This is a genomic window from Blautia faecicola (assembly GCF_004123145.1).
Classification (GTDB): domain Bacteria; phylum Bacillota; class Clostridia; order Lachnospirales; family Lachnospiraceae; genus Oliverpabstia; species Oliverpabstia faecicola.
Genome location: NZ_SDKC01000002.1, coordinates 50,267 through 74,562 on the forward strand (window position 1 = coordinate 50,267; position 24,296 = coordinate 74,562).

Consider the following 24,296-nt stretch of genomic DNA (forward strand, 5'->3'; position numbering starts at 1 on the left):
CCTTTCCTTTTGCTTAAAAAAGGGTGCCATATGGTACTGGCACCCCTTCTGTGTGTGATTTGAATGAGTTAACCTAACCAGCTAGCAAAGTCAATACCAAGGAATTTCGTTCCACCTAAAATTCCAAGGACTACTGCGGTTGCCATCATCATCGCTGCTTTCTGCTGGGCAGGACCATCTTCATTTGCATGGCTGACTGCGAATTTAAGGATACCGATCAGACCAAAGATAACACCAACAACCAGCGCAATCTTAGACGCAATCTGTACAATCCCGTTAATCATGGCAGCTCCATTATCTGCAAAAGCAAATGGTGCAACTGTATACATGCAGGTAAATACGCAGACCATTGCCATACATAACATACATGTTCGTTTTCTTGTTTCATAATTTGTAATCATTACATCTTTTTTGTTCATTCTATGAACTCCTTTCCTATTACGTATTCTTACAAGCGGATTAATGCTCCGATACTTCAAGTATGCCATAGCATTAAAGATTTTCGGATTTTTTCAAACTGGAGTAACGGATGTGTACATTAATTCGTCCGGCCCCCAAACTTTATCATTCGCATCTAGCGTTTTTTCAACACTTCCTGCTGCTTCTTCTGCTGTCTGAAGGGGCAATGTCTGATCCATTCCATCACCGTTCCCCTGAACATCTTGTGGTTTCCCAACCAATGGTTCTCCATTGACATCCATATTATTGCGATACTCTTCTGCTTTCTGCTGCTCTGCCTCATTTTTCGCTTCATACACCGCTTTATCCGGTTCTTTTTTATTCCCATGTTTTTCAGTGATAATCTCCTCGTTCAGTTTGTGTTCTGAAAGCAGGTCAGCCGCCTTCTGAGAATTGAAAATATAAGCACCACGTTCCTTATTTAATTTTTTTACCAGGGAACGTCTGGGATGCTTATCTGAAGCAAATTTTTTTCCCTTCAAGGCATTCAGCGACTTCGGTATTACAATGCACTCATCTTCAGGCATAGTTCTTAACTGCGATGGTGTATAAAGCTCTACACCCGTTCTGTTAAATGACTGGCCTCCACCTCCTTTAGAGTAATTCACATTCATGACAACTCGGGTTTCTTTACCTAACAGCTTGCTGATCCACTCTGTCGTGACTGTATCCGCACCACCACCAAGATAAACCGTATTATCACAGTTGCCCGTGATCGTCTCCCAGTCGTCTTTATACAGGTTTTTCATCTGGCTCAAAGACTGAACGATAATATTAACAGAGATCTCATATTTACGGATGGTTGCTACTTTTTCTGAAAACTGTGGAATTTTTCCTGTGTTGGCGAACTCATCGAGAAGCATCCTTACATGGATAGGAAGTCTTTGCCCGCTATTCGACTGTTCACTGTTACTGATCACTTTTCCTGCCCGTAACTTTTGCAGTGCTTTTTCTGCTTCCTCTTTCGTTCCCCGGTATCCTACTAGTTCATTTCTGTTCGTTCGTATCTCCCACCACTCATAATCCACATTTTTCCTTATGATGCCGTCTTTTGCTCTTTCAAAGAACGCTTCGGCTTCTTTCCGAACCCTTTTTACCTCCTCCGGGCTTCCTGCACGAAACGTTTTCCATATCTGTTTATCTTCATCCATGATACATTGGGAAAACTCAGCTGTATTTTCACTGTAGCGATACAACCGTTGAAACAGCTGAGAATACATCATGGATGAAAGGAACTGGAAAGTAGTATCTCCAGTCGGGATGATAACAAATAATGCGGTTTTTTCATCTCCGACAGAATCCAGATCCAGATCATCGGTATTAGTAAGAGCTGCTACCGGAGCAAGGTCAAACGCCTGCAGACGGACCGCACAGGAGATCAGGATACTTTTTAACGTCTTTCCAGCTCCCATCTTAAAAGTGCGATATTGCTTTGCAGCAAAAGAATCTGTATATCGTTCTTCAATATCTTCAAACATTCGATCCAGCTGGCTCTTTGCGTTTGAATCATTTTCATCTACTTCTGCTGCTCTCAGCAACCGCATTACATTTGTAAAACATTGGCATTCTTTTTTTGTATAATGAAAAAGAAATGCAATCAGCGCAACCAGCAGAGCAGTTTCAGATTTTTCCCAGAACGGATCACCACCTTTTTGATCCGGCGGTGTTGTGTTCTTGATCAGCGTATTCACCAGGATCTCTATGTCCTGGTCATTTTCTATGTATTGGAATGGATTATAATGATTTCCCCTGTCCATATGATCCAGGTTAAAACATTTCACGTTATATCCCATGTACTCCAAATAATGTCCATACTGCTTATACAAACCTCCCGAAGGATCCGTAACAACAAACGAGGAGTTTGCCTGCATGATATTCGGACCCACATAGTTATAGGACTTACCTACACCAGACCCACCTACAACAAAGACATTTAGATTTCGTCTGGTAGCCTCATTATCCATAGCCAGTAGCATATCTTGGGACAATATTACATTTGTAGGACCATTACTGGTCGGTTTTCCAATTGGATCCGTGAATTTTTTATTGTAATCGTCCATGGATTTCATCCACGCTGCATCACCCTGTACTTTATCAACGTTATAATGCGCTTTTCCCTTCTGTGTCACGTAGAACATAAAAATCAAAAGCCCACAAAGCAGGGTATATAGCAATATCTTTGAGAAAATATCATTTGGTAAAGGGAAGATAGTAAACGGTCTGGTAAACAGATCATCGAAAGACAGGTTCAATGCGTCTATGAATTCCAATTTGGGATTTTCTTCCATAACCAATGCCAAATGGATATACCATAGGATAACAAATAGATAACTGATAAACCCTACCACACTGGAAATCAATATTGTTTCTTTTTTCTTTTTGTTCACAATGATCCACCTCTATTCTTTTTCTAAAGTGGATTTAGTACGTCCACGGTTCTTCTTTTCTTCCCGCTTTCTTGCTACTTCCATGCCCCGCTCTTTTTCTATTTTCTTCTCTACATCCGCAATTCGTTCTATGGAGGCTGATATGGTCACAGCTTCAATATCTCGTATCGCCAACAAAGACTGTTCATACATCTCTCCGTCCATCTGGTATTTTTTTAAAATATCCTGAAGTATCTTTCCATCAGACGGTTCGTATCCTTTCGGAATCCGTCCCAGAATAAAAGCCTTTAACAGCTCTTTCAAAGCTTCTATATAATGCAAGAATTTTTCATTTTGTCGTCCATCCATGTTCATGATCTGATCATTCTGGATTTTTCTCGTGACCATCTGATCCAACTGTTTGGACAGAAGTTTTTCTCCCCTTGCATAAGCGCGATACTGAGAACTTGGCGATACATCTAGAACATCCATATCTTCCCCTGTCTGACGTTGAAAATGATGGATCACTTCTGTACTGTTATAAGTAACTATAGGAAATGGGATTCGGCTACTGTACGATATCAGAAGTTGTTTATAATCTGGCTGTGTAGTATCCGCCTGCTCATATGGTATAAATTGAATCTCATCCCCTCTCCTGACAGCTCTCCCATACGTAAAACCATTTGCAGTGATTGTTATATATTGACTTCCGTACCCGACGATCCACAAAGGAGTTTTGTTCAGATTTGTTTTTCCATCATAAAATCCCTTTGCTAATCGATCCTGCATTGCAATCTTTAATTCTGCATATGCCTCATTTTTTATCCTATTCGGTCCAGTACTGGCTAGAATCGTCTCTAGATAAACAGTACAAAGATCTGGTGCACTTCGAATATTTCTTTTGACTGCATCTTTTGCAAGCAAAGTGATCATCATAGTTCCATCTTCCATCTGATCCAGCCCTATTTCCGCATGTTCAAAGTATTTGGCAAATCGATCCTTCATAAGCTGTGCCTGACCTGGTGTTAGTCCATACACTGCAATACAGCTTTTGTCTTGTTCCTTCGAAATTGCTACCTTTTTTATGATGTCTTCACCTGTTAGCACTCGGCAGAATTTTCCTTTTACCTGCAACATTTCTTTGCAGACCTGCATAGCTTGCTCTTCATCTTGCTTTCTTACTATAAAACCTGTTTTTCCATCGTTCGTTGCAGTCGGTGCATAAGGAATTTCGTATTCATATAATTCATCAGCAATATCCATAAATAAATCTTCCCTACAGGTAAAAGAAGCCATCGTGCCACCTGCTGCAATATGTTTTCCCATTGTTATCGCCAATGGAGAAGCCTGTTTTCCTTGTAAATAATCTGCAAGTTTTGTTAAAAACTGTTTTGTTTCTTTGTTTTTAGGCGCCATTCCAAACACCGTGTCAAACAATTCACTTGATGTTAAAAAAGCCATATCTCACCTCTTTAAAACCCAATCTATATTTCCGTTTTAAGTATGCCATTCGACCTCTGAAAAAAGAAAAAATAGATTTTTAAAAAAAGTTTGAGGTAATAACAAAAAATCAATAGATTTCTTAGACACTCTGGCATACTTTAAATAGAACGCTATAGTGTTGCCATGAAATCGACTTCAAAATAAGAACTAAGTACTGCTTATACAGATACTTTTTGAGGTTTGATATGTGAAGTGTGTGACACTGTATAGTTTTTACAACAGATATCAGAAAGGTTCGAGAGATGTGTAATACTGTAGGGATATTAACCCAATTTGTCTGTTGTTCCAATCTATCATTTGATGAAAAATTTGAAAAACATTTTGAGCAGATGTTCTTCAAAGGTACTGACCTCTTGCTCCTTTATTCAAAAAGAGACAGACAACAATTGTCCGTCTCTTTTTCTTGCAACATTTTCATTTTGGAAGACGCTACCTGTGGTACGCAGATTGGTTAGATTGCCTTCAAGACCCATTCTTCCCGCATCGCTACTTTTTGAAAGCAATGTAGTAATGAATCTGAGAATGCTCCGCATTCGCCATTGATGATCATCTGAACAGCTTCTTCATGTGTCATTTTTCTTTTATACGGGCGGACACTGATCAAAGCGTCATATGCATCTGCAAGGCCTACCACCTGTGCACATAAGGGAATTTCATCTCCTATCAGGCCGTCCGGATACCCCGAACCGTCATATCGTTCATGATGATGTCTGCAAATTTCATAGCTAAATTCATTCAATACCTCTGTTGTAAAACCTTTAGGAAATCTTCTAGTCATTTCTGCTCCTGTCAGAGGATGATGTTTTACTACATCCATTTCCTCCGTTGATAGCTTTCCTTTTTTATTTAAAATTTCCATTGGAACACTTATTTTCCCAATATCATGGATAGGAGCTAAATGTGACACTGCTTCGATTTCTTCATCAGCAATACCATATTCCGGATAATCTTTCTGGAGCTGTTGGTATATCTGCTTTGTGAAAAAGATCATATTATCTTGCTGAACACTTTCCACTAGGTTGTTATGATCAAGTACGGTCGATAATAACGACACCATATTCCAGTAATGGTCCGTCAGATCTTTTTCCCTTTTTTTTAATTCTTTTTTCATATTTACCATCATATGATAAATTTTTTTAAGATTATGTAAAGTAACAATCGCAGTATCGTCATTGACATCCACATACTTCTTTGCTTTCATCCATATGTACGATTTTTCCTTTTTATCATTTAGCCTGCGATATATGATGTCTTTTTCAGCACAACCATTGACAAGATTTTCTGTCAGTCCATCACTCAATAAAAAGTGCAGTACTTTGTCCTTATCATCTGCATGGACGTATTCTTCTACGTACATTTTCATAAATTCGTCGTAGCTTTCAGCCTTTTTTACTTCTTCATATACAGCATGTTTATGTGAATAAACACATTCATAACTTTTTTCTTTGAGACCTAGTTTTAAAACCACATAAAATTCTCCAAAACGATCTTCATTTCTCTCAAGTGGATCAGTCGCTGTTATTTGTTGCATAATTTACCTCGTAAACTCAACCCATGAGGGGTTTTGTATTGAATTCATGTTTATTTCCTTCTCTCATAAAGTAATGTCTCCACTGTACGGTATTTCCGCACAATGGAAACATTAAATTATTTATTTTCTTTTTCTTTTGAAACCAATAAATACAAAATACAATCCGACAATAATTACTGCTCCCCCTATAATAGAACCTATAAATAATGGTCTGTTATAGAAAAACTGCGCAAACTTATCCGTTGTAACAAGGATACTGATTGGTTCAGACTCTGTTTCATTACCGGCTGCATCATAAGTTTTTACAAGAATATCCTGGAAAGAATCTGCCTCTTTTATGGTAAGGGTATAAAATCCATCTATGTCCTCAAGTTGCTGCATATCCAAGTTTTCTACCACTTTTCCATTGATATAAATATCTGCATGCTCTACCTGATAGTTGTCTGTAAACTTGATCGTTGCATCTTTCTTTGTCATGTTGTACCGGGCTTTGTTTTCGATACCAGTGATGATCGCACTTGGTGGTGTCTTGTCTACTACCAGTCGGATTGGTGATTCCTTCAACTTATTATCCTGTGTATTTCCGGCTGCATCTGTTGAAGTGATCACGATCTCATAGATACCTTCTTTTTCAAAGGTAGCAGCTTTGATGGTATAGGTATAAACCTTCCATCCATGATCACTGCTTTCTGTTACCTGATAATCCGTTCCCTCTCTTAAAGTAGTGGTCTTTCCTTCAAATCCCATTGTAATCTCTTTATGAATAAGGGAATCCACGTTCGTCTCATATACCATCAAATCCTTTCCATTCTTCAGATAATAAGTATCCAGGATCTGTTTTGTTGAGGAATTAAACGTAAAATTGGATCCAAACCGGTTGATGGAGAACGTAATGCTCTTTTCGGTTTTATTTCCGGCCAGATCTGTAAATGCTGCCGTCAGCGTATACACATCATCTTCGGAACGTTCTTTATCGAAGTCCTTCATAAAAAGTCTTCCGCCGTTAGAAAGTGCTTCATATGTTCCTAAAACCGTTTTTCTCTCATGTCTTGCACCTTCCAGAGTGATCACCAGATTCTCTCTTGGTCCGGCATTTATATCTGTATAGGAGATATTCGGGTGTACTTCTGAATTGTAAGCGGTTTTATCTTCGATTCCTCCAAAACTAAGCTCCGGAGCTGTCGTATCAATGGTAAACAAGCCAACCTCTTCTGTTTCTGACATATTTCCTGCAAGGTCTTTCGTCATACAGGTAAAACTGTAATCTCCATCTTTCTGGAACTGAATGGTTGTCTTGTGCACATCCTGCTGCTCGCTCCATCCACTGATAGAAGGTGCCTGGATGTCCTTTCCTTCTGCCTCGGCTTTTATGGAAAGCTGAAAAGAGTCCTTATCAAAGTTCCGATCCATGACAGTGATCGTTGCAGTACGCGTAGTATTGTAATAACGTCCATTTACAGGGCTTCCTTTATCAAAGGATACCTGCACAACCGGCCTAGTCTGATCGATCGTGAACTGATCGGTCCGTCCTAGAGTGACCGCGTTTCCTGCCAAGTCTTTCATAGAGGCTGTTACCGTATAGGTATCATCCTGCGCAAAGACAACCGTGGCTGTTGATACTGCTTCATCACTCTCTCCCATGTTTGACGCCAGGGACCACCCACGGATAGTGGCGGTATTTCCCAAAGCACTCTTTACATCGAAAGTAAAGTCCGCCGGATCAAAGTTTCGCTCATACACACGGATGGTTGCCGTCCTGTCTCCATTGTAATATGAATTCTCTGTGGTCTTATCGTAAGAGAGCTCTATTTTCGGAGCTGTGATATCGATTTTTAACTGTTTTTCCGCTGATACTATATTTCCTGCCTGATCAACTGCAGTCACACGGATTGTCACATGATTGCTGTTGTTTCTTGCAGCGATCACGGTCTCATTATGACTGGCCGCCTTTACCCTGGAAGCTTTCGAATCAAAACGGTACGTGTTACTCTGCGTTACGATTCCATCTTTTATTACTTCACATGTTACTGTCTGCAGTCCTGCATAGGTGCCTCCAGAAACAGGATCCGTAACAGAGAAAGAAAACGGAACATCACCGGAAAATACAGTGTTTTCATTTCCAGTCTGTAAAGTAATCACGGGTTTTTCCGGAGCAGTTTTGTCAACGATCACTCCGTCCCTGGAATTAATATAGGTAATATTTCCGGCTTTATCTGTAACTTTTAAGTAGATGATACTCTGGCTTTCGTTATCCAGATAAATACTGTCACTCCAATTTCTCCAGGCATCTGTGCCAAAAGAGCCGGCATCAGGAATCTCGAATTCCCCATGTGCATCTTCGGAAGGCGTGTATATATAATATTGTACACTCTGAACACCGGAGGTAACATCTGTCACAGTACGGTCAATAGTTACTCTATGTTTCACAACGTGCTGGAAACTTGCCGTTTTGGAAGTTCCTGTGTAAGTACCACTTGTCTCCTGTGCCTGAATGGAAATGTTTCCAGTTGGTGCTGTCTGGTCAACAGTGAATCTCTTGTTGTTTATGGCTGTAACATTTCCAGCTTTATCTGTCATTTTCAAGGATACCAGATAGTTTGCATCATTTGTAAAGTTTGGAAGATCATATACACCATGAACTTCCTGCTGCTCTAATCGTCTATCACTTAAGATATTTCGTAATGCTGTCTGATCATATGCGGCCACTGTATTTCCATTCGCATCCATCTGCACGACTTCTACTTCTACTCCAGCTGCATCATAATTTCTCTCTCTAATGCTAATTGATGCCATTACCTGCTGATTGAGATATCGTTCCTGATTGGATATGGAAATATCTTCGCCATCTGCAGTCTTAAACATTAACTCAGCCTGAATCGGGATCATGTCAACCGTAAATGTAGCACCTGCCTTTGTGCCTGTCACAAAGCTTACGGGGTCGGAATAGTTTCCGGCTTTATCCTTAAGAGAAACATCCAGTGTGTAATCCTGGTCTTTTGCTGTCTCGTCTCCAAAAGAAAGCCGATAGATGATCCCTTCTTCTGTTTCCTTCTTATCAAAAAGTGTTACACCGGCAACGTTTCCTTTCTGGAGTTCAGAAACAGAATAATCCTTCTCTTTTCCATTAATACCAACTGTAAATGCCAGAAGGTCTTCCTGATAGGAACGTTCTGTGATCTGCACGGTTGCTGTTCTTGCCTTGTTAAAGTATACGGCATTTTTTACATCGTTATTATCATAAGCTATCGAAACTTTCGGATTGTCGATATCGATCTTCAGATTCTTTTCCGCCGTTGATACATGACCTGCGTAATCCACTGCTGTTACACGGATCGTTACCTTGTCACTGTTATTCCTTTTTGCAAGAATCGTTTCACAATAGCTGACTGAACCTACTCTCTCAGCTTTGTCTTCAAACCGGTAGGTTCCGGTCTGTGTGACAATTCCATTGTTTAACACTTCAAAAGTGACGGATTTTAGTCCTGCATACGTTCCATTGGATGCTGGATCCGTTACGGCAAAGGTAAATGGCACATCCTGGTTGAAAATCGTATCCTCTGTGCCAATATCCAGAGTGATTGACGGTTTTTTTGGAGCTGTTTTGTCAATGATGATTCCGTCATTGGCATTAATATAGGTGATGTTTCCGGCTTTATCCGTGATTTTTAAGTAAACGATGTACTGTCCTTCCGGATCCAGGGTAAGCTTTCCTTGCCATTCTTTCCATTTGCTTTTCCTGATTGTTTCTGCATTTGGAATCTCAAATTCTCCATGGGCATCCTCTTTTGGTGTATACAGATAATATTCCACACTTTCGACTCCGGAAGTCACATCTGCCGCTTCCCGGTCAATGCTAACCTCATGGCTGACAATATGCTGGAAGCTCGCTGTCCCACTGTTTCCCATATAGACACCATTGCTCTCTCCTGCCTTGATCATAACGTTTCCGGTTGGAGCTGTCCGGTCAACTGTGAACCGTTTATTCTCTATAGTCGTAACATTTCCGGCTTTATCCGTCATTTTCAGGGACACCAGATAGTTTGCATCGTTTGCAAAGGCTGGAAGTTCAAAGTTTCCATCTACTTTTTCCTGTTCTAACTGTTTGCCTGTAAGCACCTGAAGCAGGGCATTTTTATCGTAGGCAGCTACAGTATTTCCCCTTCCATCTGTCTGCACGACTTCTGCTTTTATACCAGAAGCATCATAGTTTCTCTCGTTGACATATACAGATGCCAGGACTTGCTGATTCAGATATAGATCGTCGTCAGAGACTGACAGCTTCTTTCCATCTGCTGTTTTAAAATCCAGTCCTGCCTGGATCGGAACCATGTCTATGGTAAATGCCTCCCCGGCTTTTGTTCCGGATGCAAATGCTACCGGCTCCGATGGATTCCCAGCTTTATCGGTAAGCGAAACGTCAAAGGTATAATCATGGTCAATGGCCAGTTTTTCGGCAAATGCAATGCGATAAGTTATGGTGTCTTCCCCATCGTTCCGGCCTAAGAATGTCACACCGAAAATCTTTGCTTTTCCCTTTTTCAGATCGGACACTGAATACTCCTGGACTTTTCCATCAACACCGACAGAGAATACCAACAATTCTTCATCATAAGAATGTTCCGTGATCTGTACCGTGGCAGTTCTCTGCTTGTTAAAGTAGCTTCCATTTCTGACTGCATTGTTGTCATAAGAAACCTGAACTTTCGGTGCATCAATATCGATCTTCAGTTTTTTTTCTGCCATCGTGTGATTGCCCGCATAATCAATCGCTGAAACGCGTACTGTTACCTGGTCACCGTTGTTTATTTTTGATAGAACCGTTTCGCTGCGACTGGTTGACTGTACTCTTGCTGTTTTATCCTCGAACCGGTATGTCTCGCTTTGTGTCACTTCATTGTTATTTAAGATTTCACAAGTAACAGACTTTAATCCGGCATAAGTGCCATTAGATACCGGATCCGTCACCGTGAAGGTAAATGGTACATCCTGGTTAAAGATCGTATCATCTGTTCCGGTATCCAGCGTGATCTCTGGTTTATCTGTAGCAGTCTTATCAATGATAATGCCGTCTTTCGCATAAATATAAGTACTGTTTTTTGCCTTGTCTGTGATCTTTAAATAAACGATGCACTGTCCTTCTGGATCCAGGGTAAGCTTTCCTGGCCACTCTTTCCACACATCTGCATCAAAGGATTCTCCCTGCGGAACCTGAAAGTAACCGTGAGCATCTGTTTTGGGCTGGTACAAGTAATATTCCACACTTTCTACTCCGGAAGTCACATCTGCTGCTTCCCGATCGATTACTACATCATGGTTGACAATATGCCAGAAATTCGCCGACGTATTATTCTTTGTATACGTGCCGCTGGTCTCCCCTGCCTGGATAGAAATACTTCCAGTTGGTGCTGTCTGATCCACGGTGAAACGTTTCTTCTCAACGGTTGTCACGTTTCCTGCTTTATCTGTCAACTGGATAGATAAAAGATAATTTGCATCCTGGGTAAAGATAGGCAGGTCATATGTTTTATCTATGTCCTGTGGTTTGTCTGTAAGGATTTTTAACAATGCTGCCTTATCATATGCTGCCACCGGATTGTTGCTTCCATCTGTCTGGATGAGTTCTACTGATGCACGGACACCATCATAATTTCTCTCTTTGATACTTATTGACGCCAATACCTGCTGGTTTACATACAGTTCCTGATCAGATATCGCAAGTTTTTTTCCATCTTCTGTCTGAAATTGTAAAGACGCCTGGACTGGTACCATATCAATCGTGAACGCTGCACCTGCTTTCGTATCATCTGAAAAATCAACTGGTAGGGATACATTTCCAGCCTTGTCCGTAAGAGATACATCGAATGTATAATCATGATCTATAGTATCACCATCCCCAAAAACAATACGGTAAGTGATGGTATCACCATCTGTGTTTTCTTCAAGGAACGTCACATCTGATACTTTTCCATCTTTCAGATCCGATAATGCATACTCCTGTACTTCTCCGTCAATGCCAATAGAGAGTACCAGCAATTTTTCCTCGTAGGAATGCTCGGTAATCTGTACTGTGGCAGTTCTCTTCCTGTTAAAGTAGCTTCCGTTTTTTACATCATTATTGTCATAGGAAACCAGAACTTTTGGTGCATCGGTATCAATCTTCAGATTTTTTTCTACTGAAGAAGTATTTCCGGCGTAGTCAGTAGCTGTCACACGTATGGTAACATGATCGCTGTGATTCAAAGCTGCACTTACTGTCGCACTTTTGCTTGTCGATTTCACCCTTGCTGTTTTATCCTCAAACCGGTATGTCTCGCTTTGTGTTACCTCTTCGTCTTTTACTACTTCATAAGTGACTTCCTTAAGTCCGGCATAGGTGCCATTAGAGACCATATCTGTAACCGTAAAAGTAAATGCTACATCACTGTTAAAAAGTGCATCCGTTTTTTCAGTATCCAGCATGATCTCTGGTTTTTCGGTAGCTGTCTTATCAATGATGATACCGTCATTGGCGTTGATATAGGTACTATTTCCGGCTTTATCCGTAATCTTTAAATAAACAATACTCTGACTTTCGCTATCGATCCATAAACTTCCTGGCCATTTTTTCCATACATCTAAAGCAAAAGTTTCTGCATCCGGGATTTCAAACTCTCCATGTGCATCTATATCCGGAACATACAGATAGTATGCTACGGTATCGATTCCGGAAGTTGTATCTACTGCTGCCTGGTCGACTGTCACCTTATCTTTTCCAATGTACTGAAAACTGGCAGTCGTATTTTTTTTCGTATAGTTGCTGCTTGTCTTACCATTCTGTATCAGAAGACTTCCGGTTGGAGCAGTCTGATCCACCGTAAAACGCTTATCCGCTACGGTCGTCATATTTCCAGCTTTATCTGTCATTTTTATGGATACCAGATAATTTGCGTCTCCGGTAAAAACCGGAAGGTTATAGCTTCCATTTACTTTCTGCTGGTTAAGTCCTTCTTCCGTTAGCACTTTTTGGAGTTCTTTGACATCGTAAGCTTCTACGACATTACCAGCTGCATCTGTCTGGGATACTTCCACTTCTACACCGGCAGTATCATAATTTCTCTCTTCAATGTTTATCGACGCCTGCACCTGCTGGTTTATATACAGTTCCTGATCGGATACTGCAAGTTCTTTTCCATCTGCTGTCTGGAAGGTTAATGAAGCTTTTACTGGAACCTTATCAATTGTAAAAGCTGCACCGGCTCTGGTTTCTTCGGTAAAGTTCACCGGACGGGAAGGATTTCCTGCTGTATCAGTAAGCGATACATCAAAGGTGTAATCATGATCGGTCGTCTTTTTTTCTCCAAATCTTAATACATAAGTGTCCTTCTTCCGGTCTTTCTTTACAAGTGTCACGCCATCTGCCAGATTTTTTTCAATATCGGAAATGGTGTAGTTCTGCACGATCCCATCGATACCGATGCAAAAACTGAGATTCCTTTCTTCGTAAGAACGTTCCGTGATTTGAACGGTCGCGGTTCTTTCTTTATTAAAATAGCTTTCGTTTTTTACATTGTTGTTATCATAGGACACAAGGACTTGGGGTGCATCTGTATCGATATGGATCTGATACTCTTGAAAAGCCTGGTTGCCTATCCGGTCTTGTGCCTGTATCCTTACCTTTACACCGGAAACATTCCAATCTTTTGAAATACGGCATGGCAGGATAACAGACTTTCCAAGTTCCTCCCGGTTTGAAGGATTTACATTGTCTGTCCCTACAAGTGCATTGATCTCTTCTTGCGTTAACTGAAAGGAGTCTGTGTAAACGGTACTTTCCGTTTCTTTTGGATCCTGTGTTTTACCATCTGCAGTTACTGAAACTATGATCTGTGACAGACCACTTACGGCCTTTGAAAGATCGGATACCTCCAGTTCATAGTCAACATCTGTAGCATAAGATTCGCCTTCGCTAAGACCACGGACTGCAATGTTCGGTGCTTGTGTATCCTTGACAAATCCCCAGGCATGATAGGAAGTATTTCCCACTCGGTCTTGTGCCTTTGCCAGTACCACATAATAGCCGTCGTCTTGTACCTTGTCTAAATCGAAAGCTTCCCCACTCTTCCATTCTGTGGTAGCAAGTTCCTCGGCTTTTTCTTTTAATGTTTTTCCGTCTTCTTGTGCATCATATGCAAGAACGGTATAAAAGGACTGGCCCATTCCGCTAACGATATCCTCGTAAGTTCCTGCCATGGACGGATTTTCAGATCCGACCAGCGTTGTAAAGTTAAGATCTTCTCCTGTTTGTTCTCCAAGAGGACTACTCTCCTCTCCATTCATCTTTACTGTCGGTCCATCTGCATCGACTGCCAGTACATCTTTAGGAATAACGTTATCCTGTTCTCCCTCCTCTTTCGGGTCTGCATCCGTTCTTGTTTTCGGATCTTTGCTATTATACAAGTAGAAAGTTCCAGTAAGGGAGCCACTGTTTTCCGTGCCTGTTACGGTATCGGAATACTCTCCATTGATCTTAATGGCTACAGAATCATACGGACCATCCTCTTTTACCTGATAGGTCACATAACCGTCCCTGGAAAGATAGGTTGTGTTTTTATCTGTATAACTTCCACTTTTACTTTTTTCTTTGATCTCAATTTTATCCCAGAGCGCAGCATCGTCGGTTGTCGTTTCCGTGGTGATGCTTAAAGACGGATCCGTGCCTGTCTGAAACTGGAAATTTCCACTTAAATCCGGATTAAAAGAAAGATGAATCATTCCTTCATAAGTTCCTACGGTATAGGAAGTATCTGTGATTTTTTCATCATCCACCTGTATCTTTGCAGCATTCAACATAGATGCAGTGACTTCCTTCTGTGTAGATTCCGGAAGGTTGCTTTCTGCGTGCAGAAGTTCTTTTAATCGCTCCTTACTAAAGAAAGTGTCATAGGAACCTCTTTTTAACTTGTACCAGTCCAAGGAACCATACACAACGGATACCTTATCAAAAGTTACATTTACCGGACACGTCTGGATATCCATTTTTACAGTTGCGCCACTTTCCTCAAAGGAGGCGGTATATTTCTCATTATCTAGCATCTGGATACCTGTTACTGCAGCATCGTAGGAACCAGTATCGGCAGCGGGTGCAGTGGCCAGAGCCGTCACGGAAAGGGTGTCTCCTTTCTCCAAAAGCTTTGAAGTGACACAGCCGTTAACTGTTCTTTGTGTTGTTCCATCATAGGTAAATGCTACCGGTTCAAATACAACGTCCTCTTTTGTCAATGTCCCAAGGTCTTTCTTTTCAACAATTACCTGGATATCCCCTTCTATTCCCACATATGTATCGGTTTCCGGAAGTGTCACATGGACCATGGCTGTTCCAGCTTTTAAAGGAGCGAGCTGATCATCCACCAGAGAGAGTACGGATTCTCCTTCTGATATATAATAGGTAGGAACTCCTTCATAATCTTCCGGAAGTACTAGATATTCCTTCAGACTCATTGCTACATCTCCATAAGTAAGCGTTAATGGTGCTGAATCCAAATCCGGCAGTTTATCTTTTGTAGTCAGCTGCACAGTGAGCGCATGCTCAACACCGTCAAAAGTTCCAGTATATTTTTTGTATCCAGATTCCTGAAGGGTATAGTAATAAGTTGTACCCTCCATTATTCCTGTTTCTGGCGTAAATACCAACGTATTTTCCTTTGCAGTGACCGCTCCGTTCAGGATGCTCTTTCCATCTGGATCTGTACTGATCGTGAGTTCATATGATTCCGGTATTACCTTGTTTCCTCCATCCTCGGTCAGGATAAAGGTAATACCTGTATTCGGCATCGCCCATACAAAGTTTTGTACCGGCACAATGGTAAAAACCATCAGGATACTTAAAAACATGGCGAGCATTCGTTTGATACGTTCCAAACTTTATTCCTCCTTTGTTTTTTCATCATGTGTATACAGAATTATTTCTATAATCGTAAACTGTTTCTGCTTCACGGGATTTTTTAAGGCCGTTGTTTCATCTCCGTCGGTTCCCTTTTCAGTCTGATCATGTTCATCTAAGACGGCTTCCTTTTCTTTCTTTGTTTTTGCCGTTAATGGCTGTGTATGGGATTCCCCAGCTTTTTCTGTACTCTTCTGTCGCTTTTTATGATCAGCTTTTTGCTTTCTTTCGGATCTCTTTTCTCCTGCGTTTCCTTTTACCCCCAGGTTTTGTCGTCTTTTTCTCCATACTTCCCTGACGCCGGAAAACCCGCCGTTTGCACTAATCAATAGCAAGATTGCTACAATGACCAGCAAGATTCCCAGTACGGCCAGCACCAAAGAGATATTCTGTAAAAGCTGAGCTTTCTGCGCATCTGACATATTCATCCCTCCTGTCCTTCGTAGGCAATCTTTATGGATTCTGTTGCACCATCCATATTTGTCTGGATCGCATCGATTATAGACTGATACGTTTCCTGGTCCTGGATTGTAAAATCGTTGGCAAGATGTGTTGTGATCTCATCCATTTTTTCTAACAACTGCTGCTTCTCGATCCCGGCTTTTTTAAAGTCTATCGCATGCATCCGGATCTGATAGCTAAGCTCTTGGTAGGTAACGCAGGCTGTCTTGGCATTATCTATGGCAACGATATCATCTTGGGTTAATGCATCCAGATCATTCCAGTAGTCAGCATAGGATACTACCGTATCCCCGGCCAGATTGGCTTTTCCTAACTGATTATAATATCCGGCGATCTTTGCCAGGCGTTTTGCACGCTCTTTCTGTTCCTTCGAAAGATTTTTGCTTTCTGCCGCTGTTTCCAACCAGGAATGCGACATGGCTTTATTTCCTGTACCTTCATAATAATAGTAATAAGCGATACCTGCTTCATAAGAAAAAATATCATACTCTGGCCTTGTCTGAAGCACCTGTTCATTCATCGTCTTGCCATTTCCGTAAGTGTTCAGGATTTTCGTCAGCGCATCTGCCTCCTCTTTTCCCAGAACATCATCCTTTAAAAAAACTTTTTCTAAAACCTCCTGGTAAGCCTCCAGTCTTTCCGGCTGCAGATTGATCGCCTGCTCATACATCTCGATTTGTTTTTCATCAGATGTTGCCAACTGTGCGTTTCGGATCATCATCTCATAACCGGAATTGCGTTTTCGAACAGCCTCCCGGTTCACGAATAAACTCCCCAGAAGGAAAAACAGCCCGATTGCCAGAAAAATCACACCGGTTGTCATTTTTTTCTTTTTTGCCTGTTTCCGATCTTCATCCAGTTCCCGGTAATGTTCTAATGCATATTTCAGGTCACTTGCGTTCTGGTATCGTTTCTGCGGATTGGCCTGTGTGCAGGTAAGGATGATCTGTTCCAGTCCGGAAGACAAGGATGCATTCCAGTGTCGGATCGGATAAATATCATAGGGCGGCTGTCCGGGGTTGTGCCCGGTAAGTAGATGATACATGGTCACACCCAGGTTATAGATGTCAGTGCGTTCGTCGGTCTGTCCAAGGACACCTTCATACTGTTCCGGAGCTGCATATCCCCTAGAACCAAGAGCTGTGGTATCGTTTTCCTGGTTTGGTTTGTATTCTCTTGCTGATCCGAAGTCGATCAGCGCGATATCTCCATTCGGCTTCAGCATGATATTTGCCGGCTTCGTGTCTCTGTAAATGATCTTTGGTGTCAGGCTATGAAGATAGATAAACACATCACATAGCTGAAGTGCCCACTTTACCACATCTTCCTGGGACTGTGGCCCTTGTGTGAGGATCACTTCTTTCAGTGTCACGCCTTCCACATAATCCATAAGAATGTAGTACATGTCATTTTCTTCCAGGACGTCTACGATACTTGGTATATTTGGATGATGCAGCTTCTTTAGCATCTCAGCATCCGCGATCAATCCGTTTTTATATGCTCCTTGTTTGCCTTCTCCTTTTTTAGGGATTTCCTTTGCAGCCCACTGCTTACCGGCCCGCTCGTTAAGCACTAGGTACACATGACCGCTCCCACCCCTTCCAACGTCATGCAGGACGCGATACCGATCCCCCAGTAAGGAACCTATTTTTAACATTTCTTTCTCCTCTGTTTCCTCAAAAAACTATCTATGAAAACCTGCTTTGTTTTTCCACCTGTATTAAGAGCGAGGAAATATTATCCCGTTCTTTTCGTGTTTTTAAAAGACTGGTTAATCGTATCAGTTCCTTTTCCATCTGCTGCTTGGTCATTGTCTGTTCCCTGCAGCATACTTCCCGTAACTCTGTTATGCTGACCTTATGTCTGAAACCATCACTGCACAATAAGAACCTGTCTCCATCTGTATAGGTTCCATGTCCATATACCGGTATGATATGATCGGTAGCACCCACGCATTGCAGAAGCACACTTCTTTGTGGATGAGTTTCCATTTCCTCCTTCGTGATCTTTCCAGCTTCATACTGCATCTGTACAACGGTCTGATCTTTGGTGAGCTGCAAAAGCTGATTATTTTGAGTTTTATAGATTCTCGAATCGCCTACGTTAGCGGTATAATATGTCCCACCTGCACAAAGAAGTGCGCAGATTGTTGTGCCACTTTCTGCCACGGCTTCCTTTGCAATCTTTTTTCCCGTCTGTCTGATCATGAAATCATACTGTACACGGAAGGTATCAAAAGATATCATGCTCCCACTTTTACAGATGGATGCAGCCAGTGAATTTTCAAACCACTCTCCGATTGCCCGCGTCATTATGGCACTGGCGATTTCTCCCTGGGAAAGTCCTCCCATTCCATCACAAACTGCTGCAAGAAGAATCTGTCCGATATCTGTTTCGGCAATCTCTATAAGAAGGGAATCCTGGTTAATCTTTTTTACAACTCCCACATCCGTGTGGGCTGCGACTGTGTATTTATGCATGTTTCCCTCTTACTCCTCTTTTTTTTCAGTGGCTCCAGAAATACCATTTTTCGTGCGATACTGTCCACTATCTGTCCATCCAGTTTTTCGATCTGAAATCTTCCTTGCTGATATACAGCATGTCAAAACCACCCCTGCTACTAAACCAATAATAAGTGCCATAAGAACGATAAACCAATTCATATATTTTTCTGCCTCCTACTCATTGATATGTATCATGAATTTAACATCTGAAATCTGGATCCAGTCCTGATCTGAAATCCTGGTCGGAACATTTGCTTCCAGTCTTATTCCATTGACCAGGGTTCCGTTTAACGAACCTAGATCCATAACATAGAAATCTGTGCCGTCATATTGAATCTTACAGTGTCTGCGGCTTACGGTTGAATTTCCAGTGATACAGAAGGCAACTTTTTTTCGTTCTTTTCCTATAACAAAATCCGTTCTGCTGATATCAATCCGTTCTCCCTGTTCGTCTTCCAGGTAAGCCTCTGGTAGTTCCTGTTTTAATACAGCCGTTTCATCAGCCCCGGCATTACCTAAAACAGACGTTCCTTCTTCCCCGTCATCGTCTTGTCCTGCTGCACTTTGTCTTGCCAGTTCTCCGCCATACCCTGCAACCGGAATTCCTTCGCTCTCTTTATCTTGTTTGGTTTTTCGTTTTTCCTTCTTTGGTTTCTTTTCCTTCACCTTTCTTTTTTTATCTTCATTCTGTTCTGCCCTACTTTTCTTTCCTGTGGCAAACAGTGCGCTGATACCCACTAGCACTACTACAAAGACAGCAACGCCACCATACTGTATAATCTGCTTTTTCGTAGGCGCACTTCTCTTTATCTGTTCGACTTCTTTTAATCCGTCTTTTGCTTCATTCAATGCATTTCCGGCATTTGTGATATCACCATAAGTTGCGTTAACATCTGAAAGCACTTGCTCTGCATTAACAATTGCATGCTGAAATGTCCCTACACTTTCCTCTGAATATCCTGACGTATCAATGTTTCTAGCTCTCGTTACTGCCAATTCCAGTTTGTCCAGAGCATCTGTCAGTTTTTCGTTATCTTCTTCCTTTTCTGGTCCATACGTTACAAAGTTCTGGATCTGGTTCCCGCTGACTACGGTGGCTTCCATTTCCTCTACCTGCAGTACCATGCCACAGATCTTGCCGGAACTTCCATATATGGTTCCGCCTACATATCCAAGGTCTAACATCTCCGTTCCATGATACACATTATCTGTTATGGCTTCTTTAGATAAATCCTGTTTGATTCCTTCCGCCTTGGTTCCGGATGCCTCCCCGTTTAAAAGACTTAGTTCGGTGCTCTCCAGTTCATCCGAGGAGAACCCAGTGAGTGTCATACTGCTTTCGTATCCATCGGAAAATTCTGCGCTTCCTGCATTCAGGCTTTCCTGCGAATTTAATAGGGTAAGACCGATTGCTTCATCTGTATAGGAATAAGCGCATTCCTTATATGCACCATCCGAAGTGACTGCATACAATACAAAAGATTTTTTTACCGTTTCATAATTATTCAGATCCACACCGACACGGGAATACACGGATTTCTTTCCCTTTGCCAGATTTTCATATGTGGAGTCATCGGTTGCCAATCCCAGGCTTGCCGGAATGATGATTGTTTTATCATCCACGATCAATCCACTTCCAGATTGCCATACATCCAACGAACCATCTGAAAATCGGTACGCCAAAAAAATTCTGACGTTTTGCTGCTCACTTCCTACCTGTTTTTCCTCTTTCTTTTCACTATCTTTTTGCTGCGTTTCTTCTATATTAGTAGTGTCCTCAAGATCAACTGCCTGTTCTTGGTTTTGTGCTTTTATTATTACCGGGGTTCCTGCTTGTATGATACAGGCAGCAGCCACAGCGATAACTAAATATTTTTTGACTTTCATAAGATGTCCTTCCTAAAAAAATTGTAACTGTCCGTCATATAATAGTATGCCAAAGTATATAGCGGTTTTCTGCGTAAAATAACGATATTTCACAATTTTTTGACAGCATTTTTTATCGTCCGAACTCCGCAGCTCCCTTTTCTACTTCTCGTGTTACTCTTCTCATGAAATTTTTTGGAGCATTGATGGTTCCTTGTACTATATTTCGTTTCAAGATTGCTGCAATTCCATTCGGACTTGTCTGCTTTCCATTCATATAATAGTTTGCCAGTTCATCCTTATCATTCTTTGCATTTGCTTCTGCCGTATCAAGCGTTGCAGGTACAATTTTTATCTCCTGCCTCTCTCCATTCTTATCCGTCCACGAAAGAACAGTTGTCTCGTTCTTCTCTACGGCCTCATCACGTAGTTTTTTTACCGCCTCTTCTGTGATTTTTGCCAGTTGCTTATCTGTCATGTGCGCCAGCTCACGTTCTGATTTTCCAGTGGCCTCGGACAGAGTATATTCGTTCACTTTTCTATTTGCTTTTTCCATCAAGTCATCTAATGATGTTCTTTCTTCAACTGCCATTTGTTATTCCTCTTTTCGTTACGAATTACTTTCTTTGATATACTTCGTTTAGTATTTCCAATTCTTCCGATGTAAAAGTGTGTTCGAATCCTTTCATGAAATTATTATCTGTAACTTCGTATATATCTCCAGATACAATCACTACAGGATTTGTATTCTGCTCCAAAACTGTTTTGTCATTCGTGCAACCAAAAAACTGCTCATAGTCAGACAGACAAGACTAGTTGACAATATCATTTGTCCTTTCATAATTGCATTTGCCTCTCTTCACCACCATGCTGTTTTTGATCAGCTTTTTTCTTCGTATTTACTTTTGCATGCGTTGCTATATACACATCCACCTGCTGCTTGATCTGTCCAGGATGCTTGGCAAGATATTCTGCCATTTCTCGGTCTCCCACATACTCACCATTGATTTTCATGATTGTCCTCTCTTTTCCATCTTTTGTCTGGAATTTTGAAAACTCTATCATATCTGCCTTTGTTCCTTGCATGATATAAAAATTCGCATTCACTTTAGGCGCGCTATCAAATAAGCGATCCTGGGCATATCGCATTTCTTGCCGTCCCTGATCCAGTGCCGCCTTCTTTAACATTTCATCCAGGTCTTGTGCCTTATGCTGTTCTTCTTGCGTTGCAGTCCTAGTTACAGATGAACCTACAGTTCCTGTCATGTTAATTTCGGATATGATATGCTCCTTTTCTTCAAGCTTCAGACCCTTTTCCTGGATAATAACTAACTCCGCCATGTTTGGAAAAAGATTATTACATGCGGCAACGAATTCTTTTTTGTGTTCCTCTATAAACTCACAAAATTCCTGCGCCACAACCTGTCTTCCGTTGATATAAACATTGATCCCATCCATATTGTCTTCAACACTATTCGGATCAATTCTTCCATGATAACGTTCCTCATTATCAATCTCTTCACGTATTCCCTCTACCTGGATTCTTTCTTCTCCATCTTTTATATCGAAGATAACAGGTTCCTTGCTATTTTCCACCCCGAGTTTGAAATAATATAACAATTCCTCTTTCGACATTTCTTCTGAAAAAAAGGCTTTTGTCTTATCCTTACTTTTCAGTATTTCTTCCAGATATTCCTCCGATAAGGGCGGTGCATCTCCTTCTCTTTCCGGACCGGCAAAAGCAATTTGGGTACTTGGTGTTGCTGCTTTTTGCATTAATTCATCGAGACTTGGTCTTTCGCTCATCTTAATTTCCTCACTTTCTGATTGCTTTCAAAATATATGTAATTATGGAAGTGTGATTTCTAATTATAAGTATGCCTTTTTTGTAAAAAATACAAAAATAGCAAACACTATCCAGCCGAAAAAATGCAAAATTTTGTTTAGCTTATATAAGAATTCGGTGTTTCTCATTTCAGTGGCATACTTATAATATAAAAACACAACATGTACATTGTTTAATATTTCATAATGAGGAGGGATATGTATGTTTGGTTATTTAGAAGGTTTTTCAGAAAATGAGGAGATACTTTATTGTTCCCATTGTGCAAGTCCTATTTCAATCCGGTACAACGATGGTACCGTTCTTTGTGAAAAATGTGGGCTTCATTTTGGTATGATTGAAATTGCAGCAGCTTCTTTGGTTGAATCTATCATGAGCGATGAGGAAGGAGATGTGTTTGAATGATGAATAATTACAAAATCGAAAATGAGCAAAAAATGTCCGGAATGGAGTGCGTTACAGATTCAAATTGCGCTATTATGGGTGGAGCATCTCTTGTAGATACCGTTTCACCGGATTCTCAACCGAATCTTGCGTCCATGTTCTCGCCCACAATGTTTGAAAATGAACTCTATTCCACTCAGGGCCGTAAAGGGCACAAGCTTAAAAGGATCAATATGGCTTTTAGTGATCCTGTTTATGCATATATTAAATATGAATCCAGAAGAAGGGGGCTGTCAGCAACACATCTCGTGAACAGCATTATTTCTGAATACATGAATTCTCCACAAGGCCATATCGGCTAATCTTTGGATACAAAAAACGCAACAGCAGAATTACTGCCCGTTGCGTTTTTTTTCTACCAGTTTTTTTAATTTTTCCGGCTCATAATTTTTTAGCAGTATATTACTGATCTCATTATAATCCGGGGCTCCATCCTCGTTTACTGCTAACTGGACCATATATTCCAGATCCGTGATAGCAGCTTTTATTTTCTTCCTAATTGCGTCTTTTCCATACGTTTTAAGAAATTCATCCGGGTCTTTGCATGGTGCTGTGTTTGCAATAAATACTTCAACTCCAGTATTCTGAAAAAGTTCAATAGCTTTTTTCGTTGCTTTCTCACCCGCCTGGTCTCCATCATATAAAAGAACGACGCATTTCGTAAAATTACGTATCATTCTTACCTGGACCTCTGTCAGTGCTGTACCCAATGTGGCAACTGCATTTGTGAACCCTGCCTGATGCATAGCTATAACATCCATCTGACCTTCACAGAGTATGATGTATTTTTTTTCGGAATGAATAGCCTGATCAAATCCATACAGATTATTTCTTTTCCGAAAAAATTCGGTTTCCGGTGAATTTTTATATTTTGGTTCACCACCATCCATCACTCTTCCGGAAAAGCCGATCACTCTGCCTTTAACATCACGTATTTCAAACATGACACGGCCAGAAAATCGAAACCATAGGGAACCATCTTCATTTCTCTTAAAGATTCCTGAAGCTATCAGTTCTTCTTCTGAAAAACCCATCTTTTCCAATTCTACTCTTGCATGTTTCCCATTGGATGCATACCCAAGACCAAATCTCCATATTATTTCATCTGTGATTCCTCTTTTTTTCAGATATTCCAACGCTGTGTTCCCATACTTTGTGTATAACGTCTCTGTAAATATCTTTCCTACAGCAGCGTTAAGTTCGTGAATTTTAGAATCTGCAGGTAAATATTTTTGTATATCCGTCTGCCTTTTTGTTGATCCTAGAAATCCACACGCCATACAGGTAAATACCCCCGTATTGACATCTAGCACCATAGTTCTTGCTTCCTCTTTACACCGTGGGCATACACCATACCGGTATTTGCCTCCTTCTACATTATAAAATTTCATATTTCTTC

Annotated in this window: 14 protein-coding genes and 1 pseudogene; 2 read left to right on the forward strand and 13 right to left on the reverse strand. The window is 41.0% G+C overall.

The window, feature by feature from the left end; all coding sequences use genetic code 11:
- Positions 1–68: 68 nt before the first annotated feature.
- The 12 genes and pseudogenes from ETP43_RS16470 to ETP43_RS16520 all read right to left on the reverse strand — a co-directional run bounded on the left by ETP43_RS16470 (position 69) and on the right by ETP43_RS16520 (position 22,416).
- On the reverse strand, positions 69–419 hold the full coding sequence (locus ETP43_RS16470; protein WP_129259689.1) for a hypothetical protein: 351 nt from the start codon (positions 417–419) through the stop codon (positions 69–71).
- A 513-nt stretch (positions 420–932) separates the two neighbouring features.
- Positions 933–2,846: pseudogene (locus ETP43_RS17835) on the reverse strand (VirD4-like conjugal transfer protein, CD1115 family); the annotation flags it as partial.
- Positions 2,847–2,858: 12 nt separating this feature from the next.
- Positions 2,859–4,286: a hypothetical protein gene (locus ETP43_RS16480; protein ID WP_129259691.1), complete on the reverse strand. Its 1,428-nt coding sequence runs from the start codon at positions 4,284–4,286 to the stop codon at positions 2,859–2,861.
- A gap of 493 nt (positions 4,287–4,779) precedes the next feature.
- Entirely contained in the window at positions 4,780–5,859 is a 1,080-nt protein-coding gene (locus tag ETP43_RS16485; protein WP_129259692.1) for an HD-GYP domain-containing protein, read from the reverse strand.
- Positions 5,860–5,979: 120 nt separating this feature from the next.
- Positions 5,980–15,756 (reverse strand): Ig-like domain repeat protein, encoded by a 9,777-nt coding sequence (locus ETP43_RS16490; protein WP_129259693.1) that lies wholly within the window; start codon positions 15,754–15,756, stop codon positions 5,980–5,982.
- A gap of 3 nt (positions 15,757–15,759) precedes the next feature.
- Complete coding sequence (locus ETP43_RS16495) at positions 15,760–16,200, reverse strand: DUF3899 domain-containing protein (RefSeq protein WP_129259694.1); 441 nt, start codon at positions 16,198–16,200, stop codon at positions 15,760–15,762.
- Between the two features lie 2 nt (positions 16,201–16,202).
- On the reverse strand, positions 16,203–17,897 hold the full coding sequence (locus ETP43_RS16500; protein WP_129259695.1) for a serine/threonine protein kinase: 1,695 nt from the start codon (positions 17,895–17,897) through the stop codon (positions 16,203–16,205).
- 31 nt (positions 17,898–17,928) lie between these two features.
- The gene (locus tag ETP43_RS16505) at positions 17,929–18,720 is read right to left on the reverse strand and encodes a PP2C family protein-serine/threonine phosphatase (RefSeq protein ID WP_129259696.1); all 792 of its coding nucleotides are present in this window, start codon (positions 18,718–18,720) and stop codon (positions 17,929–17,931) included.
- Positions 18,721–18,729: 9 nt separating this feature from the next.
- Positions 18,730–18,903: a hypothetical protein gene (locus ETP43_RS17220; RefSeq protein WP_164979792.1), complete on the reverse strand. Its 174-nt coding sequence runs from the start codon at positions 18,901–18,903 to the stop codon at positions 18,730–18,732.
- 15 nt (positions 18,904–18,918) lie between these two features.
- A complete protein-coding gene (locus ETP43_RS16510) occupies positions 18,919–20,631 on the reverse strand; it encodes an FHA domain-containing protein (protein ID WP_129259697.1) in 1,713 nt (570 codons plus the stop codon).
- Positions 20,632–20,743: 112 nt separating this feature from the next.
- The gene (locus tag ETP43_RS16515; RefSeq protein WP_129259698.1) at positions 20,744–21,202 is read right to left on the reverse strand and encodes a hypothetical protein; all 459 of its coding nucleotides are present in this window, start codon (positions 21,200–21,202) and stop codon (positions 20,744–20,746) included.
- Positions 21,203–21,447: 245 nt separating this feature from the next.
- Entirely contained in the window at positions 21,448–22,416 is a 969-nt protein-coding gene (locus ETP43_RS16520; protein ID WP_129259699.1) for a hypothetical protein, read from the reverse strand.
- A 241-nt stretch (positions 22,417–22,657) separates the two neighbouring features.
- Here ETP43_RS16520 and ETP43_RS16525 point away from each other — a divergent pair, with 241 nt between their 5' ends.
- Together ETP43_RS16525 and ETP43_RS16530 are read left to right on the forward strand one after the other, a co-directional pair.
- Positions 22,658–22,858 (forward strand): hypothetical protein, encoded by a 201-nt coding sequence (locus tag ETP43_RS16525; protein ID WP_129259700.1) that lies wholly within the window; start codon positions 22,658–22,660, stop codon positions 22,856–22,858.
- A complete protein-coding gene (locus ETP43_RS16530) occupies positions 22,855–23,199 on the forward strand; it encodes a hypothetical protein (protein WP_129259701.1) in 345 nt (114 codons plus the stop codon). The genes ETP43_RS16525 and ETP43_RS16530 overlap by 4 nt, the downstream gene beginning before the upstream one ends.
- 30 nt (positions 23,200–23,229) lie before the next feature.
- Here the strand turns inward: ETP43_RS16530 and ETP43_RS16535 are convergent, their stop codons facing one another.
- Positions 23,230–24,288, reverse strand: coding sequence for a DNA primase (locus ETP43_RS16535; RefSeq protein ID WP_164979794.1), 1,059 nt, complete (start codon positions 24,286–24,288; stop codon positions 23,230–23,232).
- Positions 24,289–24,296: the final 8 nt, after the last annotated feature.